The sequence below is a fragment of the Leeuwenhoekiella aestuarii genome, from assembly GCF_004104055.1.
Taxonomy (GTDB): domain Bacteria; phylum Bacteroidota; class Bacteroidia; order Flavobacteriales; family Flavobacteriaceae; genus Leeuwenhoekiella; species Leeuwenhoekiella aestuarii.
The window spans coordinates 297,741-324,150 of sequence record NZ_QOVJ01000002.1; the positions used below are offsets into that span (position 1 = coordinate 297,741).

Annotated in this window: 29 protein-coding genes; 20 read left to right on the forward strand and 9 right to left on the reverse strand. The window is 35.5% G+C overall.

All coding sequences use genetic code 11. The annotated features are described in order from the left end of the window. Positions 1 to 4 precede the first annotated feature (4 nt). The gene (locus DSM03_RS07215) at positions 5 to 664 is read left to right on the forward strand and encodes a peptidoglycan-binding protein LysM (protein WP_128761101.1); all 660 of its coding nucleotides are present in this window, start codon (positions 5 to 7) and stop codon (positions 662 to 664) included. A gap of 53 nt (positions 665 to 717) precedes the next feature. Here the strand turns inward: DSM03_RS07215 and DSM03_RS07220 are convergent, their stop codons facing one another. The 3 genes from DSM03_RS07220 to dnaA all read right to left on the reverse strand — a co-directional run bounded on the left by DSM03_RS07220 (position 718) and on the right by dnaA (position 3,411). Continuing rightward, a complete protein-coding gene (locus DSM03_RS07220) occupies positions 718 to 1,437 on the reverse strand; it encodes an SAM-dependent methyltransferase (protein WP_128761100.1) in 720 nt (239 codons plus the stop codon). 9 nt (positions 1,438 to 1,446) lie between these two features. After that, positions 1,447 to 1,905: a low molecular weight protein-tyrosine-phosphatase gene (locus DSM03_RS07225; RefSeq protein ID WP_128761099.1), complete on the reverse strand. Its 459-nt coding sequence runs from the start codon at positions 1,903 to 1,905 to the stop codon at positions 1,447 to 1,449. Positions 1,906 to 1,980: 75 nt separating this feature from the next. Next, the gene (gene dnaA / locus DSM03_RS07230) at positions 1,981 to 3,411 is read right to left on the reverse strand and encodes a chromosomal replication initiator protein DnaA (RefSeq protein WP_128761098.1); all 1,431 of its coding nucleotides are present in this window, start codon (positions 3,409 to 3,411) and stop codon (positions 1,981 to 1,983) included. 201 nt (positions 3,412 to 3,612) lie between these two features. Between dnaA and DSM03_RS07235 the strand changes: the two genes are divergently transcribed. Then, positions 3,613 to 4,008 carry an acyl-CoA thioesterase gene (locus DSM03_RS07235; protein WP_128761097.1) on the forward strand — a complete coding sequence of 132 codons (396 nt, stop codon included), beginning with the start codon at positions 3,613 to 3,615 and terminating at the stop codon, positions 4,006 to 4,008. A gap of 3 nt (positions 4,009 to 4,011) precedes the next feature. Here the strand turns inward: DSM03_RS07235 and DSM03_RS07240 are convergent, their stop codons facing one another. The 4 genes from DSM03_RS07240 to ribD are packed head-to-tail and all read right to left on the reverse strand — an operon-like array spanning position 4,012 to position 7,159. Next, positions 4,012 to 4,623, reverse strand: coding sequence for an IMPACT family protein (locus DSM03_RS07240; RefSeq protein WP_128761096.1), 612 nt, complete (start codon positions 4,621 to 4,623; stop codon positions 4,012 to 4,014). Positions 4,624 to 4,633: 10 nt separating this feature from the next. Then, the gene (locus tag DSM03_RS07245) at positions 4,634 to 5,503 is read right to left on the reverse strand and encodes an EamA family transporter (protein WP_128761095.1); all 870 of its coding nucleotides are present in this window, start codon (positions 5,501 to 5,503) and stop codon (positions 4,634 to 4,636) included. Next, positions 5,500 to 6,114: an HAD family hydrolase gene (locus DSM03_RS07250; RefSeq protein ID WP_128761094.1), complete on the reverse strand. Its 615-nt coding sequence runs from the start codon at positions 6,112 to 6,114 to the stop codon at positions 5,500 to 5,502. Before DSM03_RS07250 ends, DSM03_RS07245 begins: the two co-directional genes overlap by 4 nt. Beyond that, positions 6,107 to 7,159 (reverse strand): bifunctional diaminohydroxyphosphoribosylaminopyrimidine deaminase/5-amino-6-(5-phosphoribosylamino)uracil reductase RibD, encoded by a 1,053-nt coding sequence (gene ribD, locus DSM03_RS07255; protein WP_262707729.1) that lies wholly within the window; start codon positions 7,157 to 7,159, stop codon positions 6,107 to 6,109. Before ribD ends, DSM03_RS07250 begins: the two co-directional genes overlap by 8 nt. 35 nt (positions 7,160 to 7,194) lie before the next feature. Here ribD and DSM03_RS07260 point away from each other — a divergent pair, with 35 nt between their 5' ends. The 6 genes from DSM03_RS07260 (at position 7,195) to DSM03_RS07285 (ending at position 12,875) form a co-directional block, all read left to right on the forward strand. Then, complete coding sequence (locus tag DSM03_RS07260; RefSeq protein WP_128761092.1) at positions 7,195 to 7,677, forward strand: GNAT family N-acetyltransferase; 483 nt, start codon at positions 7,195 to 7,197, stop codon at positions 7,675 to 7,677. Beyond that, positions 7,678 to 8,529, forward strand: a complete 852-nt coding sequence (prmC, locus tag DSM03_RS07265; protein ID WP_128761091.1) for a peptide chain release factor N(5)-glutamine methyltransferase — start codon at positions 7,678 to 7,680, stop codon at positions 8,527 to 8,529. Continuing rightward, a complete protein-coding gene (locus tag DSM03_RS07270) occupies positions 8,526 to 9,116 on the forward strand; it encodes an LOG family protein (protein ID WP_128761090.1) in 591 nt (196 codons plus the stop codon). The genes prmC and DSM03_RS07270 overlap by 4 nt, the downstream gene beginning before the upstream one ends. A gap of 49 nt (positions 9,117 to 9,165) precedes the next feature. After that, positions 9,166 to 11,157, forward strand: coding sequence for an NAD-dependent DNA ligase LigA (gene ligA / locus DSM03_RS07275; RefSeq protein WP_128763083.1), 1,992 nt, complete (start codon positions 9,166 to 9,168; stop codon positions 11,155 to 11,157). Positions 11,158 to 11,601: 444 nt separating this feature from the next. Further along, positions 11,602 to 12,039, forward strand: coding sequence for a hypothetical protein (locus tag DSM03_RS07280; protein ID WP_128761088.1), 438 nt, complete (start codon positions 11,602 to 11,604; stop codon positions 12,037 to 12,039). Between the two features lie 383 nt (positions 12,040 to 12,422). After that, a complete protein-coding gene (locus DSM03_RS07285; RefSeq protein WP_128761087.1) occupies positions 12,423 to 12,875 on the forward strand; it encodes a hypothetical protein in 453 nt (150 codons plus the stop codon). On the opposite strand, the gene DSM03_RS07290 is transcribed toward DSM03_RS07285, so the two are convergent. Both DSM03_RS07290 and DSM03_RS07295 read right to left on the reverse strand, forming a co-directional pair. Then, positions 12,872 to 13,780, reverse strand: coding sequence for a metallophosphatase (locus DSM03_RS07290; protein WP_128761086.1), 909 nt, complete (start codon positions 13,778 to 13,780; stop codon positions 12,872 to 12,874). The genes DSM03_RS07285 and DSM03_RS07290 overlap by 4 nt on opposite strands. Positions 13,781 to 13,782: 2 nt before the next feature. Beyond that, positions 13,783 to 14,532: a 5'-nucleotidase C-terminal domain-containing protein gene (locus DSM03_RS07295; RefSeq protein WP_128761085.1), complete on the reverse strand. Its 750-nt coding sequence runs from the start codon at positions 14,530 to 14,532 to the stop codon at positions 13,783 to 13,785. 65 nt (positions 14,533 to 14,597) lie between these two features. On the opposite strand from DSM03_RS07295, the gene DSM03_RS07300 reads away from it, so the two are divergent. The 12 genes from DSM03_RS07300 (at position 14,598) to DSM03_RS07355 (ending at position 26,410) form a co-directional block, all read left to right on the forward strand. After that, positions 14,598 to 15,116, forward strand: a complete 519-nt coding sequence (locus DSM03_RS07300) for a DUF6913 domain-containing protein (RefSeq protein ID WP_128761084.1) — start codon at positions 14,598 to 14,600, stop codon at positions 15,114 to 15,116. 1 nt (position 15,117) lies between these two features. Beyond that, positions 15,118 to 15,999: a 4-hydroxy-tetrahydrodipicolinate synthase gene (dapA, locus tag DSM03_RS07305; protein WP_128761083.1), complete on the forward strand. Its 882-nt coding sequence runs from the start codon at positions 15,118 to 15,120 to the stop codon at positions 15,997 to 15,999. A 51-nt stretch (positions 16,000 to 16,050) separates the two neighbouring features. Beyond that, entirely contained in the window at positions 16,051 to 16,842 is a 792-nt protein-coding gene (locus DSM03_RS07310) for an outer membrane protein assembly factor BamD (RefSeq protein ID WP_236638814.1), read from the forward strand. A gap of 19 nt (positions 16,843 to 16,861) precedes the next feature. Next, a complete protein-coding gene (locus DSM03_RS07315; protein WP_009780002.1) occupies positions 16,862 to 17,185 on the forward strand; it encodes a DNA-directed RNA polymerase subunit omega in 324 nt (107 codons plus the stop codon). 2 nt (positions 17,186 to 17,187) lie between these two features. Continuing rightward, positions 17,188 to 18,399 carry a bifunctional phosphopantothenoylcysteine decarboxylase/phosphopantothenate--cysteine ligase CoaBC gene (gene coaBC / locus DSM03_RS07320; protein ID WP_128761081.1) on the forward strand — a complete coding sequence of 404 codons (1,212 nt, stop codon included), beginning with the start codon at positions 17,188 to 17,190 and terminating at the stop codon, positions 18,397 to 18,399. Beyond that, the gene (gene porD / locus DSM03_RS07325) at positions 18,392 to 19,276 is read left to right on the forward strand and encodes a type IX secretion system protein PorD (RefSeq protein WP_128761080.1); all 885 of its coding nucleotides are present in this window, start codon (positions 18,392 to 18,394) and stop codon (positions 19,274 to 19,276) included. The genes coaBC and porD overlap by 8 nt, the downstream gene beginning before the upstream one ends. 259 nt (positions 19,277 to 19,535) lie before the next feature. Further along, a complete protein-coding gene (recN, locus tag DSM03_RS07330) occupies positions 19,536 to 21,188 on the forward strand; it encodes a DNA repair protein RecN (protein WP_128761079.1) in 1,653 nt (550 codons plus the stop codon). A gap of 39 nt (positions 21,189 to 21,227) precedes the next feature. Beyond that, the gene (locus tag DSM03_RS07335; RefSeq protein WP_128761078.1) at positions 21,228 to 22,052 is read left to right on the forward strand and encodes an enoyl-ACP reductase FabI; all 825 of its coding nucleotides are present in this window, start codon (positions 21,228 to 21,230) and stop codon (positions 22,050 to 22,052) included. Positions 22,053 to 22,216: 164 nt separating this feature from the next. Further along, positions 22,217 to 23,215, forward strand: a complete 999-nt coding sequence (locus tag DSM03_RS07340) for a glycosyltransferase family 2 protein (protein ID WP_201740418.1) — start codon at positions 22,217 to 22,219, stop codon at positions 23,213 to 23,215. A gap of 23 nt (positions 23,216 to 23,238) precedes the next feature. Further along, the gene (locus DSM03_RS07345) at positions 23,239 to 24,183 is read left to right on the forward strand and encodes a CdaR family protein (RefSeq protein WP_128761077.1); all 945 of its coding nucleotides are present in this window, start codon (positions 23,239 to 23,241) and stop codon (positions 24,181 to 24,183) included. Next, positions 24,180 to 24,773 (forward strand): dephospho-CoA kinase, encoded by a 594-nt coding sequence (coaE, locus tag DSM03_RS07350; protein ID WP_128761076.1) that lies wholly within the window; start codon positions 24,180 to 24,182, stop codon positions 24,771 to 24,773. The genes DSM03_RS07345 and coaE overlap by 4 nt, the downstream gene beginning before the upstream one ends. A 65-nt stretch (positions 24,774 to 24,838) precedes the next feature. Beyond that, positions 24,839 to 26,410 carry a sensor histidine kinase gene (locus DSM03_RS07355; RefSeq protein WP_128761075.1) on the forward strand — a complete coding sequence of 524 codons (1,572 nt, stop codon included), beginning with the start codon at positions 24,839 to 24,841 and terminating at the stop codon, positions 26,408 to 26,410.

Genomic DNA, 26,410 nt, shown 5'->3' on the forward strand with positions numbered 1-26,410 from the left:
TTTTATGACGAAAAACATTGTAAAATTAGCAGCGTTGCCTTCTGTGTTTGGTTTGGTGGCATTAAGTATGTCAGTTAAAGATACAGATAAACCACGTGAAAATTCTACTGAAGGTTTAGAGTTATTCTACACAGTACCCCAATTTGATGAGACCGATACTGCTGTATTGGATAACACTTCAAATTTAAATCTTGCCACCACCGGAAAATCATTTACCGGTTTCAAGGAAGCCTTAGGCTTTAAAGAGTCTCAAAATGATTACAAACGTATCAATCAGTTAGGTTATTTAGGGAAATACCAGTTTGGTAGAAGTACTTTATTGCTATTAGGAATAACAGATACAGATGAATTTATAAATAACCCCAGATTACAGGAAAAGGCTTTTGTTGCAAATGCTTCTCGTAATAAATGGGTTCTTAGAAAAGATATCAAGCGTTTTACAGGGAAAGTTATTAACGGAGTAAAAGTAACGGAATCTGGTATTTTAGCAGCAGCTCATCTTGCTGGTCCCGGGAGTGTAAAAAGTTATTTACGCTCAGGTGGAGTAGAAGGTTTTAGAGATGCTTTTGGAACTTCAGTTTATAGTTATATAAAAAAATTTGCAGGTTATGATGTTTCGTTTATTGAGCCTGATAGAAATGCAAAAGTTGATTTAGATAGTTAAAATCTGTTTTTGAATGATTTAAAAACTAAAAAAGCGACCGTACGGTCGCTTTTTTAGTTTTGTATTATAAATAATGCAGGCCTCTTGTGTAAATCTGGTTTTTTGGTCTGCCAGATAGAGATGGGCTTTGTTATAATAAATTCGGTAGGAAGTGTGATGTCACAGGCAATACAAAGTCGCGTGTTAGCCTGTAAAGTGTTGCACAATTCATCAATCATTTTATTGTTTCGATAAGGTGTTTCAATAAAGAGTTGAGATTGATTATTATCTTTAGAAATGCGCTCTAAACGCTTCAGTTCGCTGCGTCGTTCTTTAGAATCAATAGGTAAATAGCCGTTAAAAGCAAAGTTTTGACCATTCATCCCACTGCTCATCATCGCCATTAAAATAGAAGAAGGTCCTACTAAAGGAACTACTTGTATCCCTTTTTCGTGAGCGAGTCGCACTACTTCGGCGCCGGGATCTGCAATACCGGGAACACCGGCCTCAGACATTAGACCTATTGATTTTCCTTTTAAACAAGAGTCTAAGTATGCAGGGACTTCGGTAATTTCTGTGTGTTTATTGAGTGGATTTAGAATTAAAGAAGGTTGTGGTTTTTCTTTGCAAATTTGTTTGATGAATCTTCGAGCTGTTTTCTCGTTTTCAACCACATATTCATCAATAGTACTAATGATTTTCTGAACCAAACCCGGCATTACTTCAAGAGGATCTGTATCACCAAGTGTTACAGGAATCAAATACAATTTGCCGTACTCAGGTTTTATATGCATAAAATTGAATTATTTAGTCAGGCGTTCAGCTAATTTGGTAGTGGCTTCGTCTAGCATTTCGTAAACTTTGTCAAAACCACGTAAGCTGTCATTATAAGGATCTGGTACATCTACGCGTTCACCGGGAAATATTTCGTCTAAAATAAGACTAACTTTTTCTTTATCACCATCATTGCGCACTTGCTCAATTACGTCTTCATAGTTGTAATTGTCCATCACAAAAATATGATCATAGTGACCAAAAAAAGCTGGTTTAAACTGCATTCCACGTTGATCTGAAATGTCTAAGCCATTTTTTTGAGCAACCGCAATACTTCTCGAGTCTGGAAGACTCCCTACGTGCCAATGACCCGTTCCTGCAGAATCGACTTCAAATTTATCAGCGTCTAATTTCGATTTTAATAATCCTTCTGCTAATGGAGATCTGCAAATATTACCTAAGCAAACCATTAAAATACGTGTTTTCATTTCAGGTAAATTTTTCGCGAAAGCTTATTTTTTTAATTGATACAGAAAAGTAATAAAACGCAACTCAAAAGTTGATTACATAGTGAGTTTTTTGTTTAAATCTTCTACGTATTTTTTAAACTGTTTGTCTGTAGCTGATAGGTTGTCTACGGTTTTGCAGGCGTGTAGAACGGTAGCATGATCACGTTTACCTATCTGTGAACCAATACTTGCAAGAGAAGCTTTGGTTAGTTTTTTTGCAAAAAACATAGCGAGTTGTCTTGCTTGTACAATGTGTCGTTTGCGGGTTTTAGACTGTAGTGTATCTACATCCATCTGAAAATAGTCACTTACTACTTTCTGAATGTAATCTATAGAAACCTCGCGCTTGGTGTGCTTAACATAATTGTCAACAATCTTCTTAGCAAGCTCGAGATTGATTTCTTTTTTATTGAAGGAGGAGTGAGCGATTAATGAGATAATAGCACCCTCTAATTCACGAATGTTAGTCTTAATATTATTTGCTAAAAACTCAACAATATCTTCTGGCATTTCTACACCATCTTGATAAAGTTTATTTTTAATAATTGAGACACGTGTTTCAAAACCGGGCTGTTGCAGTTCTGCAGAAAGACCCCATTTAAAGCGAGAAAGCAGACGTTGTTCTATATCCTGCATATCAACAGGAGCTTTATCACTAGTTAAAACTACCTGTTTTCCGTTTTGATGTAAATGGTTAAATATGTGGAAAAATACATCTTGAGTACCAGCCTTACCTGATAACAATTGAATGTCATCTACTATAAGTACATCAATTACCTGATAGAAATGAATAAAATCATTTCGGTTATTCTTTTTAACCGATTCTATATATTGCTGAGTGAATTTTTCTGCAGAAATATAAAGAACTGTTTTATCTGGGTAACAGTCTTTAATTTGTACACCAATAGCATGAGCTAAATGTGTCTTACCTAAACCAACACCTCCAAAAATAAGTAATGGGTTAAAAGAAGTTCCTCCCGGTTTATTTGCAACAGCCATACCTGCAGAACGAGCAAGACGGTTAGAGTCACCTTCAAGAAAGTTATCGAAATTGTAATTAGGATTCAATTGAGATTCTATCTGAAGATTACGAATTCCCGGAATTACAAATGGATTTTTTAGTTCAGGATTTTTATTTTTTAAAGGAGCGTCAACTTCTTGCGATTTCATCGTGTTGGGACGGTTGGTGCTCGGTATTTTTTCAGTGAATGGTTGGCGGTTTCCGTAGGTATTTTCCATACGAATTACGTAAACCAATTTTGCGTGTTCTCCCAGCTCTTTAGTTAGAGAGACTTTTAATAGTTTTACATAATGTTCTTCTAGCCACTCATAAAAGAATTTACTAGGAACCTGTATGCTGAGAGCATTATCTGTAAGTTTAACTGCTCGAATGGGTTCGAACCAGGTTTTGTAAGCCTGCGGGGTTATATTGTCCTGAATAAATGAGAGACAATTATCCCATACTGTTTGCGCAGTCATACTCATTCTTTTGGTTAAATTTTAAGTTATTTTTGTTTTTCGGACGTCTGAAAAGTGAGAAAATAAAGAGATCTTCGTTTCGTTCAGCGCGAGGCAAATATGTGAACAAAAAATGTAATAAAAAAAGAAAATTAGATTGCTTTTTTAGAATTTTTTGCGCATACTCTTTCCGAGGTTTAATCTAAGAATATATTTGTTAATAACTCTATGAAATCACACACAACTTCTGTTAAAGTTAGATATGCAGAAACAGATCAAATGGGTGTAGTGCATCATGCTAACTATGCTGTATATCTGGAACTTGCTCGTATAGATTGGTTAGAAGCTATAGGGATTTCCTATAAAAAAATGGAAGAGAAAGGGATTATGTTACCTGTTTACGGCATGCAGTTTTCTTTTTTGAAACCTGCGCTATTTGATGATATTTTAACTATAAAAACGATGCTTACAAAAACACCGCGTGCGAGTATAGTTTTTGACTATGAAATTTATAATCAGAATCAAGAATTGCTTACTAAAGCAGAAACAACTTTGGTTTTTGTAGATATGTCAACAAACAGACCTACAAGATGCCCAGAATATATCTTAGAGAAGTTAAAGTAATAGTTATTCAATGACTGAGCTCTCGATTCCAAAAACTGCATTGAAGCGTTGTTGAATACGATTCAATGCAGTTTTACGAACACCTATTGTGATTAAGCAACTCAATTCCATTTTTTGTTTTGCAATTTCTAATTGCTCTTCTTTGATAATTCTCATTACCGTATGAAGTAGGTGATATTCAAATTTTAATTGAAGTTCTTCTGTAATCGTTTTTGTTATAATGTTAGACTCTTCTAAAGCGAATTGAGCAGCAGTTTTGTAAGCTTGTATCAATCCACCAACGCCTAGATTCGTGCCACCATAATATCTAATTACCGTTACCAATGTTTGTGTAACCTCAAAAGATTGTAGTTGACCATAAATAGGTAATCCCGCAGAATTACTGGGTTCCCCATCATCATTTGCTCTATAATTCTCGTAATTCTTTCCTAGTTGCCAAGCATAACAAACGTGTGATGCTTTATTGTGTTTGTTTTTTAAATCAGAAACAATAGTATCAATTTCACTTTCATTGGTAACGGGATGTGCCTGGCCGATGAATTTACTTCCGCGGTCTTTAAAGAATATTTCTTCTCCGGTTTTAGAAAGGGTTTTATAACAGTCTATTTCCTGCATTATTCAATTTTTACTGGATAGTTGCGATTAGTATGATGCTTAAAATAGCAAATCCTATCCCAATCCAGTTTTTTGCGGAAAGTTTTTCCTTAAAAAATAGGATTCCTATTAACGTTGCAACCATTACGATACCTACATTGTTTAATGTAAAAACAGTTGAACTTTCTAGAGAGGGGTGTCTCAGTGCACGTACCAGAAAGTAGATCGAAAAATAGTTAGGAACTCCTAAAGCTATTCCTCCAAGAATGTTTTTAAGTTGTATCTTCTGACTGCCTTTTATTAACTGGAAAATCAATACCGCAACACCAAGTATAAATGCTGTTGCAAATATCATTGCAGAAAAAAGCGGCACGTCTTTTTCTGCCACAAAACTATCTTCGAGGAATTTGATGCTCGTGTCAATTATACCACTACCTAGGAATACTAAAATCGGAAATACCAGATTTTTTTTAGTTGGTTTGCTAGAATCCTGCTTCTTTACCGAAACCAAATAAACGGCGATTAAAGCAGCAAGAATCCCGACTATTTTAAGAGTAGCGGCATTTTCTCTATAATAAATGAGCCCAAAAGCAATTGGTATGACCATGCTCATTTTTGTTGCCACAGAAACAACAGAAAGTCCGCTGCGTTGTGTGGTTATAGCCATTAGGTTGAAAATAACAATGAATAAAACTCCTAAAAAAACTGTGCCGGTTAACCAAGAATACGTTGCAAGTCCGGTCCAGTTCACAGGCTGTGAATATGCTGTAAAGCCTGAAGCACACGCAATTATATAGTTAACGACTATAGCCTGAAAAGTGTTGACTTGAAACCTATTAAAAAGCTTAAATACTAAAAAGATAATGCTTGAAGCAAGTATGCTTAAAAACAAATAGATCAAAACAAGGCTTTTTTGACTTCAAACAATTGTGTGACGTCTTCAAAACCGGGTTCTAAATGCCAGGTATGAATTCCCATTGATGAGGCCGCTGCAGTATTTAAAATTGTATCGTCTATAAATAGTGTTTCATTTGCTAAGAGATCGTCTTTACGTAAAACAAAATCGTAAATCTCAAGATCTGGTTTACGTAAATTGATTTGCTGTGAAAGATAAAAACGTTCAAAACAATTTTGGAATTGAGAATAGCGTACCGCTCCCATATTTTTTATAACCTGCTCAATGTGAAGGTCATTGGTATTGCTCAACAAAAGCAATCTGTATTTTTTTGACTTGGCTAACTCTATGATCCAATCAAGGCGTTCTTGAGGGAAATCGAGAATAATGCTGTTCCAGGCTTGTTGAAAGGATAAAGCTGTAAGCTGTGGGAATTTTTTTAGGTAATTTTCAATTAATTGGTCACTGGTGATTAACCCCTTTTCATAGGTGTTGTGCCACGTTGTCATCTCTTCATCTATTGTTCTGATTCCCATTTTGGCTAATGCTTGCTCAGGGGCTTTTTTGTCGAGATTGATGAAAACATCACCAAAATCAAAGAGTAAATTTTTAATCATTAATAGAGCTATAAAGGGTTAATGTATCACCGTTAATCGTTGTACTCTCTGAATTTTGAATAGCTGTAAGTACAGGAGCTTTAATACCAGAGTTAAAAATAAGATTTCCTTTAAAAACCCGGGCTTCATCCCAGAGCTTTTCGTTTATAAAGCTTTGTAGTGTTTGAGCGCCACCTTCTATAATCACCGACTGTAAGCCTTCGCTATACAGTATTTCACAAATCTGAGAAGGAAGGTTTTGATTAAAATCTACTTTACTAAACTTCAAATTGTTTTTGTTTTCAACCTCTAAAGCTGTTAGTATTAGCGTTGGTGCCTTTTGATCAAAAACAGTAGCTTCTTTAGATAAACTCAAATTTCTATCAATAATTATTCTGGTAGGAGAATCGCCTGCCCAGTCACGAGTTGTTAAGCTGGGATTATCAGCTTTGACGGTATTTGTCCCTACTAAAATGCTTTGTTCTTCAGCACGCCATTTATGTACAAGTTGTTGGCTTGTTTTGTTTGTGATCCATACGGGCTTCTTTTTATTTCTGCTTTCAGTTTCTGGAGCAATAAAGCCATCTAAACTTTCAGCCCATTTAAGAATAACATACGGGCGCTTTTTTTGATGAAATGTAAAAAAGCGCTTGTTCAGATTTTGACATTCTTTTTCTAATACACCTACCAAAACCTCGCAGCCTGCATCAAGTAATTTTTTTATTCCTCTACCTGCAACTTCAGCAAAGGGATCAACGGTTCCTATAATAACCTTTTTGATTCCTTTGGCAATGATCAGGTCACTGCACGGAGGCGTTTTCCCATAATGACTACAAGGCTCCAGACTTACATAAATTGTAGATTTCTTAAGTAGTTCTGTTTTTTTTACGCTATTCACCGCATTAACTTCGGCATGCGGTTGCCCGGCTTTCTGGTGCCAGCCTTCTCCTATAATTATGTCGTCGCAAACGATAACACTACCTACCATTGGGTTGGGATAGGTATTTCCCAGTCCGTTTTTAGCCAGTTGTAAACAGCGAGACATGTATTTTTCGTGTATCTTCACAAACTCAAAAGTACCATTAAAAAGTAAGAAAACCGATGCTTCAAATTAGACCGGTAGAACACGCTGATAATGTGAATTTAGCAACTGTTCTAAGAGCTATTTTAATTGAAATGGGCGTGCCTAAAGTAGGTACCGCATATGAGGACAAAGCTTTAGATTGCATGTATGAAACTTATGCTGAAGCAAATGCGCAGTATTTTGTTGTAGAACAAGATGGTGTGATTTTAGGAGGTGCAGGTATTGCCGCACTAGCCAATTATGATGGGCCTGTTTGTGAGCTGCAGAAAATGTATGTTTCTTCAGAATTGAGGGGGCGGGGTTTAGGTAAACAGCTCATGAATACGTGTCTCGAATTCGCATCAAAATCGGGTTTTGAACAAGTTTATATAGAGACAATGCCGTATATGGAAGCTGCCCAGAAACTCTATAAGAAAACCGGTTTTTATTACATCGACGGACCAATGGGGTGCACAGGTCATAATGCTTGTCCTGTTCATATGCTTAAAGATTTAAAGTAAATGAAATTAAGCGAATACCGATCTTATTTTTATGAGCAATTAATTGCTTTATACCCTCAGGAGGAACGCGTGACATTTTTTAAGGCTTTTGCCGAAAAATTTCTCGAGATGCAACCTGTTCAAATTCCAATAAGTTTAAATAAGGAATTGACGAAAGCGGAATTAGAATTATTAAATGAAGCGCTTTTAAAACTGAAAAATCACGAACCTTTACAATACATAATAGGGGAGACTGAATTTTATGGTTTTCCTTTTAAAGTTGCTTCCGGAGTGCTTATTCCCAGACCGGAAACTGAAGAGTTAGTAGACTGGGTTTATCAGGATTTTAAAAAGAATAATGCTTCTATTTCAATTCTAGATATTGGTACAGGTAGTGGAGCAATTGCTTTGAGCCTGGCTAAATTAATAACTCAGGCATCGGTTAGTGCGATTGATTTTTCGACTAAGGCCTTAGCGATAGCAAAGGATAATGCAGAGCTCAACTCAGTTAAAATTAATTGGATAGAGCAAGATATACTTTCAACAGGTGGTCTAGGTCAAAGCTATGATGTTATTGTTTCAAATCCGCCATATGTGAGAAACCTGGAAAAGGTAGAAATGCAATCTAATGTGCTTAAATATGAGCCTCACGAGGCTCTTTTTGTCGCAGATGACAATGCGTTAATTTTCTATAAAAAAATAGCAACGCTGGCATTTCAGAGCTTAAAACAAAATGGAATTTTGTATTTTGAAATCAATGAGTATTTAGGAGATGAAACGCTAGAGCTTGTTAAAAATAGTGGGTTTGAAAACGTAGAATTACGAAATGATTTTGCGGGAAAACCCAGAATGCTAAAAGCAAAACGTACATGAAAATTTTAAATTCTATTTGTGTTTTCTGCGGAAGCAGTGAAGGTAATGATCCAGAAATTATAAATCAATCAGAGATATTGGGTGTTGAGCTTGCGAAACACGAAATCACCCTTATTTACGGAGGTTCTCAATTGGGAATCATGGGGCGTGTTGCGCAATCATGTTTATCAAATAACGGAAAAGCAGTCGGGATTATTCCCGGATTCTTGAAAACCAGGGAAATTGTACATCCTGGTCTTGATCAGCTCGTAACTACTGATAATATGCACGAGCGCAAACTAAAAATGCAAGAGATGAGCGATGGCTTTATAACGCTTCCGGGAGGTTTTGGTACGTTTGAAGAGCTTTTTGAAATCATTACGTGGAGCCAGTTGGGCTTGCATCATAAACCTATAGGTTTGCTTAATACAAATGGTTTTTATGATCATTTAATTGCAATGCTTGATGAGATGGTTACCCGTGGGTTTCTCAAACAAGAAAACCGCGAACTCTTGATTGAAGATACCAATGTGGAAAAGCTATTAGAGAAAATGAAAAATTTTGAACCCAATTTGAATTCAAAGTTTTTGAAACCGGAGAATACTTAGTTTTCAATTTAATATCAACTTCCCAAGATTAAATACAGATTTTCAGTTTATGACTACCCAAGAAAAGATACAGGTTTTACGCGAAGAACTCAGACGCCATAATTATAATTATTACGTTTTGGATAAGCCTGAGATTGACGATTATACATTTGATCAAAAATTAAAAGAATTACAAGCGTTAGAAGAAAAACATCCGGAGTTTTATGATGCTAATTCGCCAACGCTTCGAGTGGGAGGTCAGATCACTAAGAACTTTGCGACGGTAAAACATGAGTCACGCATGTATTCTTTAGCTAATAGTTATTCTCAGGAAGACTTAGAAGATTGGGAAACGCGCCTTAAAAAATTAGTTGATGGTGAGGTAGAATATGTATGCGAATTAAAGTATGACGGGGCTTCTATAAGTCTTACTTATGAGAATGGAGAACTCGTACGTGCGGTCACGCGTGGTGATGGAGTGCAGGGTGATGATGTTACTAATAATGTAAAAACCATACGAAGCGTACCCTTAAAACTTAAAGGAGAATTCCCGGCTAAATTTGATATTAGAGGAGAAATTGTTTTGCCATTAGCTGGTTTTGCGCAGATGAATGCAGAACGCGTAGAAGCTGGTGAGGAACCTTATTGTAATCCCAGAAATACAGCTTCCGGGAGTTTGAAGCTTCAGGATAGTGCAGAGGTTTCTAAGAGACCTTTAGATTGCTTATTGTATAGTATTGTAGGAGAAAATCTGAATATGAAAAGTCAGTTTGAAAGTTTAGAGAAAGCCCGCTCTTGGGGATTTAAAGTTCCGGATGTAGCTAAAAAAACGGCTTCAACTGCAGAGACTTTTGAGTTTTTAAATTATTGGGACGAGCATCGTCACGACTTGCCTTATGAGACTGATGGTGTTGTGATTAAAGTGAATAGTTTTCAGCAACAAGAAGAATTGGGTTTTACTGCAAAAGCTCCCAGATGGGCGATGGCTTATAAGTTTAAAACTGAGCAAGCAGAAACTGTTCTGGAGAAAATTACTTATCAAGTTGGGCGTACTGGTGCAATTACACCGGTAGCAAACCTAGAGCCGGTTCAACTTGCCGGAACCATTGTAAAGCGAGCTTCTTTGCATAATGCAGATCAGATTGAAAAATTAGACATACGTGTAGGCGATCACGTTTATGTTGAAAAAGGAGGGGAGATTATACCAAAAATAGTGGGTGTCGATTTTGAAAAGCGAAATCCAGATTCTGAGCCTACAGTTTATATAACCAATTGTCCTGAATGTGATACAGAATTGATCCGTCAGGAAGGTGAGGCGCAACACTATTGTCCCAACGATATGGGATGTCCACCGCAGATTATCGGTCGTATTCAACATTTTATCTCTCGAAAAGCAATGGATATAGAAGGACTTGGTGGAGAAACTGTTGCTTTGCTTGTAAACCAAGGGCTGATTCAAAGTTACGCAGATCTTTACGATTTGAAAAAAGAGCAAATTCTACCATTAGAGCGCATGGCAGAGAAATCTGCAGATAACTTGATAAAGGGTATTGTAACTTCAAAGAAAGTCCCATTTGAGCGCGTTCTTTTTGGTCTGGGTATTAGATACGTTGGTGAAACCGTAGCTCGAAAACTGGCTAAGCATTTTAAAAATATAGAAGCTTTAGAAGCTGCTTCTGAAGAGGAATTAGTTGCTGTTGATGAGATAGGTGAGCGTATTGCACAGAGTGTTGTTTCCTTTTTTGCTGAAAATGAAAACAAAAACCTTGTAAACCGTTTAAAGGAGAAGGGTTTGCAATTAGAACTAGATGCTTCAGTACTTGAGAATCAAACAGAAAAACTTAAAGGAAAGACTTTTGTTATTTCGGGTGTTTTTACCAAAGTTTCCAGAACAGAACTTAAAAAAATGATTGAAGATAACGGTGGAAAGGCTTCCGGAAGTATTTCTTCAAAAACAAATTTCCTAGTTGCTGGTGAAAATATGGGACCTAGTAAATTAGAAAAAGCCGAAAAATTGAATGTGCCTATTATTTCTGAAGATGAATTTCTCAGAATGTTATAAGTCAAAAATCAAAATAAATATATAATACTTGTAAAAACCTTTTTAAAGTGTTTGAAATTACGGGAATCAACTGTAGTTGAGTATTTTATTTTGCAGTTTTATTTTAAATAAATAATCTTAAATAATAATTCTTTTAAATTACAAGAACCTCTATTCAATCAAATTATTTAGATTAGAATAAGCTCCGATTATATGAAGTTTAAATACTTAGTGTACTTATATATATTTGCTGGAGTTATTGAAATCCTATTGATAGGTTTTCATTTTAATCTTTCAATATATTTAAGGCCTGTTTGTGTTTTTTTAATCTATAGTTTTTATGTTGCCAATGTAAAAAAGCATAATTACTTCTTGCTTTTTTACCTGACTTGTGAGTTGATTAATGAGGTGTTTTTCTTAATTGATTTCAGCAAATATTTTGTCTTGGTCCTAACTTGTTATTGTTTGGCTACTTTTTCTATGCTTTATCATATTTGGCCACTTGTTAAGCGCACAAGTTTTAAAACTAATTGGAGTGATTTGATAAGGCCATTTCTCGGTTTATTAGGAATACTTTTTATTTTTTGGGAATTGATTTTAATGGTGTTTAAGAATTTGCCAAATTTTTATATTTTTTTTCCGGCTTTAGTGGCATTGTTAGTTTGGATTTTCTTTTGCTCAATTATGCCAGCTAAAGACAAGCATCCAGATAATTTTGCTTTGTATTTTATAGGAGGTTCTATGGCTGTGATGGCTCCTACAATGTTTATATATGAGTTTTTATGGTCAAATTCTATAATTCTATATCTTTCTCTGATCTCAATGTTTTTGCTAAAGATTTTTTTAGTTTGGTATTTGATTAACCTTGATAAAATATTATGTTCTAAAGAGGAATACTTCTGAAAGAAAAGACGTGTTAACTCAACACTTTAATATAAGATTTGTTGTTGATTGTTAATTTTTTTTAGTTATTTACTAACTTATTTATTAGTGCCTTTGAGCATATTTAAAAATAGATGAGAGAACTAAATACTAATTTTTATATAGACAGACCTTCACAAATTTTATATCTAGGTATTTTTTGCTGTATAGTATTTATTTTCGCTTCATCAATCAATCAAACTTTAGGTTATATATTACAGCCTTCTTTTTATTTAATTTATTATTGGTTTTATTGTAAGTCTTTAAAAAAGCATAACCTCGTATTAGCTGCTTTTTTGGCTTCAGCTTATGTAGGGGAGGTATGCGTACTTACCGATATACATAAATATTTTACAATAATACTTATGACATTTTTTATTGCTGCGGCTGCTATGTTATATACATTTATGCCTATTCTTAGAATAAGACCACGAAAAATCACTAGAGAAATGGTATTACAGCCGATAATAGGAGTTATATTCTGCACCTATACTGTAATATATTTGATGAGTATGTATTATAGTAGTGTCCCAAATAAATTTTTATTTGTTATTGGTGCCATATTTCTACTAATATTTACGCTGATCTGCTTTTTGATTCCATTGAGAAACAGTCACCCAAGTAATGTTTACTTGTATCTGATAGGAGGCTGCTTGCTTATTGAAGCTATTTTAGCTTTTGTGTATACCTACAGTATGGCCATACCAATCATAGCCTCCGGTGTCAAAATTGCAATATGTGTGCACAAGACTTGTGTAGCGATCTATTATGTACGAATAGAAAAAGTACGTACAGATATAGGTTATGAAGGTTATTAAATAGTAATTGTTTTTGAGGTTGCAGTTGCTTTACCAGTAAGATCAAACTCAAAGTCTATTCTACCCAGGTTAACTCCGGCCCAACCTACTTGATTCACTATAACATCATTGTCTGAGGCATTTTTGACTATTGTAGGTTTTTCTAAAAATGTGTGTGTGTGGCCACCTATGATAAGATCGATGTTTTTAGTTTTTTTTGCTAGTTTAAGATCTGATATTTTATCATATTTATAGCTGTATCCTAAATGAGAGAGACAAATAATTAAATCACAATTTTGTTCTTCTTTTAAAATGCGGGTCATATCATGAGAAGTTTCAATGGGGTCTAGATATTGAGTTTCTTTAGATAGTGCAGGAGTTACTAAGCCTTCTAATTGTATTCCTATTCCAAATACGCCTATTTTGATTCCATCTTTTATAAAGATCTCATACGGTTTTGTTAAACCGTCCATAGCAGTGTTTGTAAAATTATAGTTTGAACTCAGCATTTTAAAACTGGCATTTGGCATTTGTACAGCTAGACCATTCACGCCATTATCAAAATCGTGATTACCTATCGTTGCAGCATCATACTGCATCATACTCATTAATTTAAACTCAAGTTCGCCTCCATAAAAATTAAAATAAGGTGTGCCCTGAAAGATATCTCCCGCGTCCAATAATAGGGTGTTGGGGTTTTCTTTGCGTATTGCTTCAATTAGGGTTAAGCGTCTTGCAACACCACCTTTATTGGGAAAAGACGCGTCTTCGGGTGAAAACGGATCAATATGGCTGTGCACATCGTTTGTGTGCAGAATTGTGATTTTCTTTGACTTTTTCGTTTCTGCAAAAAGATTAAAACTTGGTGCGCCGGCAACAACTGCAGTTGCAATACTGGTTTGCTTTATAAACTTTCTTCTTTCCATATTTATTCTTTGATAAAACGATTGTCTCTTACAGGTGCTATGGTGTCTTGTTCTTTGAAATAGTCAACTAAAATGTTACGGATTTTATAATCTAAAACGTCCATACTTAAAGGTTCACTTAAAAATGTCATGTGGTCGCCACCTTGTTGCAGATAATCGTTAGTTGCTATGAAATAGGTTTTTCCATTTTCGACTGGTTTTCCATTTATAGTGGCGGTTTTAATCTCATTTTTTTTATCAATTACAAGCTGCATATTAGAGATAGGGTGAGCAGTGCCTGATTTTAAATAATCAAACATCTTATTTACTTGATCGCTTGTGAGTTCTACAACCACAACGCTGTTTTCAAAAGGCATAATGTCAAAAGCAGATCGCATGGTCACATCTCCGGCATTTAAAGTAGATCTGATTCCTCCATGATTAAGGAGTACCGCATCAATATTTTTCCCTGTTCTTTTCTTAAATACAGGGTTACTCAATTCAAAAACAGCATCTGCCATCATATTACCTAGAGCAGTGTTGTATAGACCTTCCTTTTTTGAAAGGCTTTGTGGAGCGTATGCAAGTACAGCACCCATTTCTTCATCTATGCGTTTTCGGTAAGGAGCAATGTAATCTAGAACATCTTGGTTTGCTTGAATACTGTCTGTAACAGGAAGTTGGTGGCCTTCAATATGTGTTAGGGTAGCTTGAGAGTCTTTGCAACCCAGCAGGCTAATAATGAGAACTAGAGAGAGAAAAATCCGAATCATTGACTGATTAAATAAAAGAGTTGCTTTGAGCGATAATTAATTACATTTGCGCAAAACAAATTTAGATGTTTTTAGACGGATGGAAACAGGATTTGCTTAAATCTAAGGTTAAGAATTTTCACAAGAATTCTAAGCAAAGTTTTAAAAATTCAATTGGAGAAGGTGTAGGATTACTCGTTGATTTGCGTGAGTTTGAAAACCTGAAAAGATTGAATGAGTTGCTTTTACTTCTAACAGAATCAGACGATAATATGCTGATTGCTTTTACACATGATAAAACTCATACCGAAAAAGAGTCTTATCTGGAATTGAGTAAAAGTGATTTTTCAATCTCCGGAAGTTTAAAAAATCCCAAAATACAGCAATTTATAGATAAACCTTTTAAGGTCTTAATAAGTTATTACCGTACAGAAAATGTATTTTTGGATTTCGTTTCGGCGCAATCTAAAGCTTTATTCAAGGTTGGTATTTCTTCGGAATTAGCAGATTTTAATGATTTAACCATTAACTCTAAGGCAGAAGAGGTACAAGTGTTTGAAACCGAATTATTGAAATATTTGAAATTATTAAATCGCATAGATTAAGATGCAAGAATTGAAAGGGACTGGTGTTGCACTGGCAACTCCATTTAATGAAGACTTAAGTTTAGACCTAAACGGTTTAGGTCAGCTAGTTGAATATAACATATCTGGAGGTGTAGATTATCTTGTGGTAATGGGTACTACAGCAGAAAATGCTACGCTCACATCTGCAGAGAAAGACAAGATTATCGCTAAGGTTACTGAGGTCAATGCTGGCAGATTACCACTAGTTCTTGGAGTGGGGGGAAATAATACCACAGCTCTTGTAGATGAACTTAAAACCAGAGATTTTACTGGTTTCAAAGCTATTTTATCTGTTTCACCTTATTACAACAGACCTACGCAAGCTGGTATCTATGCACATTATTTAGCGATTGCAGAGGCTTCACCGCTTCCTGTAATTTTGTATAATGTTCCTGGTCGTACCGGTAGCAATGTTTTGCCAGAAACAGTAATTAAACTCGCTAATGATTCAGAAAATATTATTGGAGTTAAAGAAGCTGCAGGTGATCTCGCTCAAATGATGCGTCTTATAAAAGAACGTCCAGATGAGTTCTTAGTACTTTCTGGAGATGATCTACTGGCTTTACCCACAGTTTCTGCTGGTGGTGATGGTGTGATTTCGGTACTTGCGCAAGGTTTACCCGGTATTTTTTCAGAAATGATGAAGCAAGGCTTGCAAAGTAATTTTAATGAAGCATATAAGAAGCATTATATGTTAATGCCTGCGGTAGATCTTATTTTTGCTGAAGGTAATCCTGCCGGTATTAAAGCTTTACTGGCAAGTAAGAATATTTGTAATGACAGTGTCAGACTGCCTTTAGTGCCGGCAACAGAAACTTTAAAACAAAATATTGCAACATACTTGAGCGAGACTGGTCTTTAAGTTTTGTAATACCTAGAAAAACCTTATTTTTGCCCGATGTTTTTAAGCTTAATGAAGAAAACAATTGTAGTTGTATTAGCCGTAGTAACTTTGGCGTCTTGTAGTGAATATCAAAAAGCTCTCAAATCTGAAGATACAGGAGTAAAATATTCTATGGCAGACTCGCTTTATAATGCCGGTAAATACCGTAAATCTTTAAAGTTGTGGGAGCAAATTGTTCCTGCATATAGAGGTAAGCCTCAAGCAGAGCGTATCATGTTTTTATATGCAGATGCTCAGTATCAAGAAGAAAATTACTATTTAGCAGGTTATCAGTTTGATCGTTTTGTTTCGGCGTATCCTGATTCTGATAAAGCAGAGGAGGCAGAATATAAAGCTGCTGTCAGTTATGCAGAGCTTTCTCCTAATTATCAGTTAGATCAGTCTGAAACTGAAAAAGGTTTAACTCAATTACAACAATTCATTACTTCTTATCCAGAATCATCATATGCTGAAGATGCTAATGAGCGAATTAAAGAGCTTAGCATTAAAATGCAGAAGAAATCTTTTGAAATAGCAAAGGGATGGCATAAGATTATGCAGTATCCGGCTGCGATTTCTTCTTTAGATGATTTTTTATCAGATTACCCTGGTTCACCATTTCGTGAAGCTGCATTTTTCTATAAATTAGATTCGCAGTATCAATACGGTTCAAAAAGTATTAATGTATTGGTTAAACCACGATTAGAAGAAGCAATAGAAATGTATGAGACGCTAATAAATTATTTCCCTGAGGGAGATTATCGTGCTCAGGCAGATGAGATAAAAGCAGATATTGACTCAATATTAGAAAATTATTCCTAATTAAATTAATGCGAATATTATGGATGTGAAAAATTTAGATGCACCAGTAAATACGGTTACTCATAACAGAAGCGAGATTGATGCTCCTACGGGAAACATATATGAAGCGATCTCAATTATCGCTAAGCGTGCTACTCAGATTAATACAGAAATCAAGAGAGAATTACTAGAGAAGTTAGATGAGTTTGCTACGTATAGTGATAGTTTAGAAGAGATTTTTGAGAACAAAGAACAGATTGAAGTTTCTAAGTTTTACGAGCGTTTGCCTAAGCCACATGCTATGGCCGTTCAAGAATGGTTAGAAGATAAAATATACTTCCGAGATACGACTGCAACAGAGTAGTCATGTCTGTTTTACGCGGTAAAAAGGTTTTACTTGGAGTAACCGCCGGGATAGCTGCTTATAAAGCGGCTTTTTTGGTTAGAGGTTTTGTCAAAGCTGGTGCAGAAGTACGGGTTATTATGACTCAAGATGCCAAAGAGTTTGTGACTCCGTTGACCCTTTCTACACTATCTAAAAACGAAGTGCTTTCTACTTTTACTAATAAAGAAAGTGAAAATGCATTGTGGAATAACCACGTAGAACTCGGTCTTTGGGCCGATTTCTTGGTTATAGCCCCGGCAACAGCAAATACCTTATCTAAAATGGCAAATGGTACGTCAGATAATTTGTTACTGGCAACTTATCTTTCGGCTAAATGTCCGGTTTATTTTGCTCCTGCTATGGACTTGGATATGCACAAACACCCCAGTACTGCAAATTCGTTTGAGCAACTCATTAGTTATGGTAATGTAATGATACCGGCTACTAGTGGTGAACTCGCCAGTGGCTTAGAGGGTGAAGGTCGTATGGCAGAGCCCGAAGATATTATAACTTTTATTGAGGCAGATATATTAAAAAGGCTTCCGTTAAAAGGGAAAAAGATTCTTATTACTGCTGGTCCTACTTATGAAGCTATAGATCCAGTGCGATTTATAGGGAATCACAGTAGTGGCAAAATGGGTTATGCGATTGCTGCTGAATCTGCAAATCTAGGAGCAGAAGTTGTTCTGGTTTCGGGGCCTACGCATTTAAAACTGAAACACAATTTAGTTAATCTTATTCACGTTACATCTGCAGCGGAAATGTTTGAAGCTGTTCAGCAATATTATAGTTCTGCTGATGTAGTAATAGCTGCTGCTGCTGTAGCAGATTACAGACCTGCTGATGTTGCAACTCAAAAAATTAAAAAGAAAGTAGATGCATTAGCTATTCAGTTAGAGCCAACTCAGGATATTTTAGCACATTTAGGTAAATATAAGAAGAATCAGTATTTAGTTGGGTTTGCATTAGAAACTGAAAATGAACTTAAAAATGCAAAAGGAAAAATCGATCGAAAGAATCTGGATTTAATCGTCTTAAATTCTTTAAATGATAAAGGTGCTGGTTTTAAAACCGATACTAATAAAGTAACTTTCATCACTAAGGATGGAGCTGTTTTTCCGCAGGAATTGAAAGAAAAAGAACTTGTTGCTCAAGATTTATTAGAATTTATTCAAAAGGCGTTAGATGTATAAGCTTGTACTTGTTTTGTTTTTTATATGTTTTGGGCTTCAGGCGCAGGAGCTCAATTGCTCTTTGACGATAAATACAGAACAAACCGGGTTGAGTAATCTTCAGGTTTTTAGAACGCTGAAAACAGAACTTACCGAGTTTATGAATAAAACAACCTGGACAGATCTTAATGTCAAGCAACAGGAGCGTATAGATTGTAGTTTTGTTATTATAATTTCGAATATAGATTCTGATTATTTTACAGCTTCTATACAGGTTCAATCTTCAAGACCTGTCTACAACAGTACGTACAACTCAACGCTTTTAAATTTTAACGATAAACAATTCAATTTTAGATATACAGAATTTCAGCCGTTAAATTATAACCCTAATAGTTTTGATTCTAATCTAATTTCGGTATTGGCTTTCTATGCTTATACCATAATTGGCCTTGATGCGGATTCGTATGAATTGGGTGGTGGCGAACCCTATTTTGAAGAGGCTAAACGTATTGTAAATACAGCACAACAACAAGTAACAGATGGCTGGTCTCCTCAAAGTGGGACGCAAACGCGTTTTAGACTGAATCAAGATTTATTGTCTCCTAATTTCAGGGAATTTCATGATGTGATGTATGCTTATCATCGCAATGGCTTAGATTATATGGCAGATAACCCAAAAGATGCAAAGCAATCAATTGCTATAACATTAGAGTTGTTTAACCAGATGTATGCCAGCAGACCTAACAATTTTTTAACACGTGTGTTTTTTGATACAAAAGCTGAAGAAGTTAAAAATATGTTCTCAGAAGGGCCGCAGGTTTCTATAAGTAATCTGGTAGATATGCTTAATAAAGTTGCACCTACCAAGTCTGCTTACTGGCAACAGATCAAATTGTAAGAGACTTTCTCTTTTCTTTGAGCGTAGCAAATTTCTCTAGTATATTTACGCGAGCAAACGCTTTTAATCGTTTGCTTCAAAACAAATATGTATAAAAATCGCTTGATTGGTCTAATTATATTTGCTCTGGGAATACTAATATTAAATGTGTTTTATGGAGATTTGATGGGCTTTATAGGCGGAATACTTTGTGGAGCCGGATTAATATTTGCTATTACCGGTAAAATTTCATTTTTAAGAACTTAAACAAAAATTTTAATTGCTCAGTTCACTACACATAAAAAATTACGCATTAATAGAAGAGGTCAACCTTCAGTTTAATGAAGGGTTCACTGTGATTACCGGTGAGACCGGTGCAGGTAAATCTATTCTTCTGGGGGCTCTAGGGCTTATATTAGGGAAGCGCGCAGATATTAGTAGTATAGGTAATACTGATGAGAAATGTGTTATTGAAGCACATTTTAATGTTTCGGCGTATGATTTAAAAGTTCTATTTGAAGAAGAAGATTTGGATTACGAGTCGCTAACAATCATTAGGCGTGAGATTCTTTCTAGTGGAAAAAGTCGTGCTTTTGTTAACGATACTCCGGTTACGCTTAGTCAACTTTCGGCATTGGGAGCGCGACTGGTCGATATTCACAGTCAGCATCAAACACTTGAGGTCACCGATGTAGATTTTCAGTTTCAGGTTTTGGATGCTTTTGCAGAAAATGAATCGATTCTGTCTAACTATCAGGAACTTTATCAAGAATTCAGATCTAAACAAAGTCAACTTAAAAAGAAGCGATCTCAAAAAGAGGAAGCTCAGAAGGAAGAAGAATATAAAACCTTTTTGCTCGAAGAATTGCTTGCTGCAAATTTAAAAGCGGGTGAACAAGAAAATATAGAAGCATCACACGAAGCATTAAATAATGTGGAGCAAATTACTGAAGGCCTTGCTGAAGCCTACCAAATTCTGAGTAGGGAAGAGGTAGGAGTTAATGAGATGTTGCTTACCGCAAAGGTTCGCTTAGCTAAACTTTCTAGCTTTAGTACTCAATTGAAAGAATTGAGTGATCGGCTTGAGGCGGTAACTATTGAGCTTGATGATATTTCAGAAAGTATAAATGATCTTGCCGCTGATACAGAGAGTGATCCAACCGAGTTGGCACATTTAGAAAGTAGATTAAAAATGTTTTTTGATCTTCAGAAAAAGCATCAGGTTGACAGCGTTGAAGGGCTTATTGAAATTAGAGATACGCTAGATGACGAAGTACAATCTTTAAGTAATCTGGATTCTGAAATAAATAACTTGGAGCGAGAAATTGCTCAGGCAAGAAATGAACTTGAAAAACAAGCTGTATCGCTTACTAAAAGACGTACAAAAACCATAAAACCTTTAACCGAAAAGCTTCAGCATATTCTTTTAAATCTCGGGATGCCTAATGCTCGTTTTGAAGTCAGTTTAACAGATAGCACTACTTTTTTAGAAAACGGAAAAGATCAACTTTATTTTCTGTTTACAGCTAATAAAGGAATGCGAGCGCAAGAATTAAAAAAAGCAGCTTCAGGTGGTGAATTATCACGTATTATGCTGGCAATAAAATCTGTATTGAGTGATTATGCAAAATTACCTACACTTATTTTTGATGAAATTGACACGGGTGTGAGTGGTGAGGTCGCTTTAAAAATGGGACATATTATGAAAGATATGGGATCCCGTATGCAGCTTATAAGTATTACACATTTACCACAAATCGCTGGTCAGGGAGCTAATCATTTAAAAGTGTACAAAGAAGATTTAGCTAAAAAAACCACTACAGGAATCCGTGTTTTAAGTACGGATGAGCGGGTAGCAGAAATCGCAGAAATGTTAGGCGGTAAAGCATCTTCTGACGCAGCTTTTGACCACGCAAGACAGCTTCTCAACTAATAAAATACTATATTTGACCACTTAAATTAAACAACTATTATGTCCTATAATTTATTAAAAGGAAAACGAGGTATAATCTTTGGCGCGCTTGACGAAAATTCTATCGCATGGAAAACCGCAGAGCGTGTTCACGAAGAAGGCGGAACCTTTGTATTGACAAATGCTCCTATTGCAATGCGTATGGGAAGCATCAATAAACTTGCAGAAAAAACAGGATCAAAAATTATTCCTGCTGATGCAACTTCAGTTGAAGATTTAGAGACTCTTGTTGCCGGTGCAGTTGAAGAGTTAGGTGGTAAAATAGACTTTGTTCTTCATAGTATTGGTATGTCTATTAATGTGCGTAAAGGTCGTCACTATACCGATCAAAAATACGATTGGACTCAGAAGGGAACAGACGTGAGTGCGATGTCTTTTCACAAGACAATGCAGGTGCTTTATAAGCAAGATGCGATGAATGAGTGGGGAAGCATCGTTGCTTTGACTTATATGGCTGCACAGCGTGTTTTTCCTGATTATAATGATATGGCAGATAATAAAGCCTATTTAGAAAGTATTGCGCGTAGTTTTGGTTATTTCTTCGGAAGAGATAAAAAAGTGCGGGTGAATACAATTTCTCAATCTCCAACACCTACTACAGCTGGTCAAGGAGTAAAAGGATTTGATGGCTTTATTGCTTATGCAGATAAAATGAGTCCGTTAGGAAACGCTACTGCCCAAGATTGTGCAGACTACACCGTTTCTCTATTTTCAGATTTAACGAAAAAAGTTACGCTTCAGAATTTATTTCACGATGGCGGCTTCAGTAATATGGGAGTTAGCGATGCCGTGATGGAAGCTTTTGTAGAAGCAGAAGAAAAATAAGCTCAGGCTATAATTTTAAAATGCCCGAAGTCCGGTGACTATCGGGCATTTTTTATGATATAACTTGTCGTTGAATAATAAATAAGCTTTTGTTTAAGTTTAAAAACTAGCTAACCTCAATTATAGCATAAAGCGTAATTTAGCCAAAATACTACGTGTAAAATATGTTGATAAAACTTTCCATCATAATCCCCGTTTATAACAGACCTCAAGAGGTGCAAGAACTGTTAGAAAGTTTTAAGAAACAGAATTATGCTCAACCTTATGAGATTGTTATTGTAGAAGATGGTTCTACTAAAAGTTCAGAGAAAGTTTGTAAAGCTTTTAAGGATTTAAATATCACTTATTTGTTTAAAGATAATTCTGGACCCGGGGCATCCCGCAATTACGGAATGCAACGCGCTTTAGGAAATTATTTTATAATACTGGATAGTGATTGTGTGTTGCCAGAAAATTATTTGAAGCTTGTTTCAGACTCTCTAAATCGTGAGTTTATAGATTTTTTTGGTGGGCCTGATGCTGCTCATAAAGATTTCACATCATTACAAAAGTCAATTAATTACGCGATGACCTCTTTGTTTACTACAGGGGGAATACGTGGAAGAAAAGAGGGTAAAAGCAAATTTGAGCCGCGTAGTTTTAATATGGGGATTTCAAAAGAAGCATTTGAAGCTTCAGGAGGATTTGGTAAAATTCATCCCGGTGAAGATCCAGATTTGAGTATAAGACTTTGGGGTCTAGGCTTTGACTCCAAATTGATTCCAGAAGCGTTTGTATATCATAAACGTCGAATTTCATGGTCTAAATTTTATATTCAGGTTAAAAAATTTGGTACTGTTAGGCCTGTTCTTACCAGCTGGCATCCACAAACTGCAAAACTTACGTATTGGTTCCCTACATGCTTTACACTAGGTTTGATTTTGGCATTTATTCTTGCAATGTTTGAGGTTTATTTACCGGTGTTGTTTGTTTTAGGTTATCTTATTTTAATTGCTTTAGATTCCACATTAAAAAATAAAAGTCTGAGTATAGGTTTACTATCTGTATGGGCAGTATTGGTTCAGTTTGTAGGGTATGGCTTTGCTTTTTTAGAATCCAAAATCAAAATAGGATTACTCAAAAAGGATCCTTTAAAAGAATACCCACACTTATTTTTTAAATAATTTTAATTGAATAAAATCTGAATATGGCAGATCGAAAAAAACGTAGTAAAAATGCAAATCTTCGGGTTTTTATGACCATTCTGGTGGTTGTGGCTACAATATCTGTTATGATCAAGTTGAATCGAAATTTCAGCTTTACAGTTAAAGTTCCGTTGAAGTTTCAAAATTTATCTGAAGATCAGATTTTAAAATCCGCATCTACCAATACAGTTGAAGTTACCGGGAAGGCGAGTGGTTACGATTATTTTAAATACAGATTCTTTTCGCAGGATTTTCCAATTGATTTATCTCAACTTTCCAGAAATAAAAATCGATCATATTATGTTTTTAATGACGAGAATGACGCATTAAAAGGAAGTCTAAGTGGTAGTGAAATAACTTCTTTTGAACCAGATACTGTATTTTTTGATCTGGATAGAAATTTTGATAAGAAAATACCTGTTGTTCCTAAGTATAGCATTACGTTTGCACCAGGTTATGGTAGTTTAGCGGGATTTAAAATTAAACCAGATTCAATTACCATACGTGGTCCGCAGACTGAAGTTGATACCATTTCACAAATTTTCACTGAAGAATTAAAGTTTCAGGACGTACGGAATTCTAAAGCAGATAGTATCAATCTTACTTTTGGAAAAGATATTCCTTTAGTGAATTTGGCTCCCGGTCGAGTCGCTTATACTTTAGCTGTTGATAAGTTTACCGAAGGCAACGTGTCAGTCCCGCTTCAACTTATTAATGTGCCATCTAATGTTACAGCTAAGGTATTTCCAAAGCGGGTTAATGTGATATTTAATGTGAATCTGAGTAACTACGAGCAAGTAAAATCTTCAGATTTTAAAGTGGTTGTTGATTTTAACGAAATAGACAGTCTTTCTACATCTTTAACGCCTCAGGTTCTGGAAGCTCCGGAGTATGTGCGTGACATTCGTTTAAGCGAAAGCACTGTACAATATTTATTAGTAAAATGATCATAGTAGGTATAACCGGAGGAATAGGAAGTGGTAAAACTACAATCGCGAAGTATTTTTCTTCAGAATTTGGTATCCCGGTTTACTATGCAGATACTGAAGCTAAAGCATTGATGAATACAGAAGCGTTGCGAAAGCAAGTTATAAGACTTCTGGGAAAAGCTTCTTATAAAGAAGGTGAACTTGATCGTAAATATGTCGCAGATAAAGTTTTTAAGGATAAAGATTTATTAGAAAAACTCAATCAAATTGTTCATCCGGCAGTAGGTAAACATTTTAAAAACTGGTGTGCTCAACAAGATGCTCCATATGTTTTAAAGGAAGCTGCAATACTTTTTGAGAACGATACAGCTTCTGGACTAGATTATACGATTCTCATTACGGCACCAAAAAAAATGCGAATTTATCGTGTTTTAGAACGTGACGATTCTACGGTTGAAGACATAGAAAACCGGATGAATAAGCAATGGGATGATGCAAAAAAGATTCCGTTAGCAGACTTTATAATCGAGAACATTGAATTGGATAGTAGCAAACTACAGGCTAAAAATATTCATCATCAAATCTTGCGAGACCGCGTAAATACATAGTTCATTCTTGTTAACATTTGGTTAAACCACCAAAGCGCTAAATGTTAAAATCATACATTTGGGCTATGAATAAAAATCTATTTGTACTCCTTGTCGTGCTGATGAGCCTATCTCTCATAGGCATCATTTTTGTTCAGGGCTATTGGATATCAAATAGTATTGAGGCGAAACGCGGTCAGTTTGCATTTAATGCTAAACAGGTCTTAAAAGAAGTTTCTCGTGATATTCAAATGAAAGAGGTAAATGACTGGTATAATCCTGTTTTGCGTATGCGAGACAGTCTTGGAGTTCCTGATGATGTTAGCCTCTATGATTTGATTTACAAACAAGATGATTCATTGACTAATGAGTCTTTCATTTTTAGAAACAGTATTGTAGAGCAAGACTATAAGTTAAGTGCACCAATTCTAGATTATGAAGTTGACAGTATAAAATTTAAAAGATACTTACAGCGACAATACACTCAAATAATAGATAAAAATGATATTGACAATTCTGAAGTAGACCGTACTAAAGTTTTGACAAGAATGTCTGATTTAAGCGAGATAGAGCGCTATAATATTGAGCAGGCTGTAATGTATATAACACGTAAAATACCTATTCATAAGCGTGTTGAAGAAGAGGAGTTGGAGCGTTTACTAACTATGGAGTTAGCAGAGCGTGATATGGATACCAATTTTGAGTATGCTATATATAGTAACAATTTGGTTACTAACGTTCGTTCAGAAGATTTTGACTTACAGTCTCCAGATCAGAACTTCAGTGTTCCTCTATTTACTGATAACGAGGGGAACAATGATTATGAGTTAGTAGCTAATTTTCCGGGTGAGAAGAAGTTTGTTGTTTCTTCAGTGATAGGAATGGGAGGGTTGAGTATTTTGTTTACCCTGATCATTGTTATTGCTTACAGTAGTGCTTTACAGCAGTTGGTTAAACAGCGTCAGATTTCAGAAATAAAGACTGATTTTATAAATAATATGACGCACGAGTTTAAGACCCCTATAGCGACTATAAACTTAGCTTTAGATGCGATTAAAAATCCAAAAATAAATGGTAACCCCGAAGCGCTAAAACGTTATATGGGGATGATCCGGGAAGAAAATAAGCGTATGCATGCTCAGGTTGAAAATGTATTACGTATTTCTAAACTTGAAAAGAATGAACTTGATATCCGTAAAGAACGTCTAAAACTTCACGATATCATTGAAGATGCAATCTCTCATATAGAGCTTATTGTAGAAGATAAGCAAGGGTATGTAAATACACATTTTGGAGCAGTAAAGAGTTCGGTTTTAGCCAATGAGTCACATTTTACAAATGTATTGGTTAATATTCTAGACAATGCGGTAAAGTATTCTACAGATGAACCTAAGATTGATATCTATACAGAAAACCTAAAGAATTTCATATTGGTAAAAATTAAAGACCAAGGTGATGGAATGACTAAACAAGTTCAGAAAAAAATATTTGATAAATTTTATCGCGAGCATACCGGCGATATACATAACGTAAAAGGACATGGCCTTGGCTTAGCTTATGCAAAGCGTATGGTAGAAGATCACGCAGGTGAGATCTGGGTACAAAGTGAGAAGGGCAAAGGCAGCACGTTCATAATTAAATTACCACTAATATCTTAA

Coding starts and splice junctions, on each gene's coding strand:
- DSM03_RS07215 (WP_128761101.1), top strand. CDS start 5: ATGACGAAAAACATTGTAAAATTAGCAGCGTTGCCTTCTGTGTTTGGT.
- DSM03_RS07220 (WP_128761100.1), bottom strand. CDS start 1,437: ATGCATATAAAACCTGAGTACGGCAAATTGTATTTGATTCCTGTAACA.
- DSM03_RS07225 (WP_128761099.1), bottom strand. CDS start 1,905: ATGAAAACACGTATTTTAATGGTTTGCTTAGGTAATATTTGCAGATCT.
- dnaA (WP_128761098.1), bottom strand. CDS start 3,411: ATGAGTATGACTGCGCAAACAGTATGGGATAATTGTCTCTCATTTATT.
- DSM03_RS07235 (WP_128761097.1), top strand. CDS start 3,613: ATGAAATCACACACAACTTCTGTTAAAGTTAGATATGCAGAAACAGAT.
- DSM03_RS07240 (WP_128761096.1), bottom strand. CDS start 4,623: ATGCAGGAAATAGACTGTTATAAAACCCTTTCTAAAACCGGAGAAGAA.
- DSM03_RS07250 (WP_128761094.1), bottom strand. CDS start 6,114: ATGATTAAAAATTTACTCTTTGATTTTGGTGATGTTTTCATCAATCTC.
- DSM03_RS07260 (WP_128761092.1), top strand. CDS start 7,195: ATGCTTCAAATTAGACCGGTAGAACACGCTGATAATGTGAATTTAGCA.
- prmC (WP_128761091.1), top strand. CDS start 7,678: ATGAAATTAAGCGAATACCGATCTTATTTTTATGAGCAATTAATTGCT.
- DSM03_RS07270 (WP_128761090.1), top strand. CDS start 8,526: ATGAAAATTTTAAATTCTATTTGTGTTTTCTGCGGAAGCAGTGAAGGT.
- ligA (WP_128763083.1), top strand. CDS start 9,166: ATGACTACCCAAGAAAAGATACAGGTTTTACGCGAAGAACTCAGACGC.
- DSM03_RS07285 (WP_128761087.1), top strand. CDS start 12,423: ATGACATTTTTTATTGCTGCGGCTGCTATGTTATATACATTTATGCCT.
- DSM03_RS07290 (WP_128761086.1), bottom strand. CDS start 13,780: ATGGAAAGAAGAAAGTTTATAAAGCAAACCAGTATTGCAACTGCAGTT.
- DSM03_RS07295 (WP_128761085.1), bottom strand. CDS start 14,532: ATGATTCGGATTTTTCTCTCTCTAGTTCTCATTATTAGCCTGCTGGGT.
- DSM03_RS07300 (WP_128761084.1), top strand. CDS start 14,598: ATGTTTTTAGACGGATGGAAACAGGATTTGCTTAAATCTAAGGTTAAG.
- dapA (WP_128761083.1), top strand. CDS start 15,118: ATGCAAGAATTGAAAGGGACTGGTGTTGCACTGGCAACTCCATTTAAT.
- DSM03_RS07310 (WP_236638814.1), top strand. CDS start 16,051: ATGAAGAAAACAATTGTAGTTGTATTAGCCGTAGTAACTTTGGCGTCT.
- DSM03_RS07315 (WP_009780002.1), top strand. CDS start 16,862: ATGGATGTGAAAAATTTAGATGCACCAGTAAATACGGTTACTCATAAC.
- coaBC (WP_128761081.1), top strand. CDS start 17,188: ATGTCTGTTTTACGCGGTAAAAAGGTTTTACTTGGAGTAACCGCCGGG.
- porD (WP_128761080.1), top strand. CDS start 18,392: ATGTATAAGCTTGTACTTGTTTTGTTTTTTATATGTTTTGGGCTTCAG.
- DSM03_RS07335 (WP_128761078.1), top strand. CDS start 21,228: ATGTCCTATAATTTATTAAAAGGAAAACGAGGTATAATCTTTGGCGCG.
- DSM03_RS07340 (WP_201740418.1), top strand. CDS start 22,217: ATGTTGATAAAACTTTCCATCATAATCCCCGTTTATAACAGACCTCAA.
- DSM03_RS07345 (WP_128761077.1), top strand. CDS start 23,239: ATGGCAGATCGAAAAAAACGTAGTAAAAATGCAAATCTTCGGGTTTTT.
- coaE (WP_128761076.1), top strand. CDS start 24,180: ATGATCATAGTAGGTATAACCGGAGGAATAGGAAGTGGTAAAACTACA.
- DSM03_RS07355 (WP_128761075.1), top strand. CDS start 24,839: ATGAATAAAAATCTATTTGTACTCCTTGTCGTGCTGATGAGCCTATCT.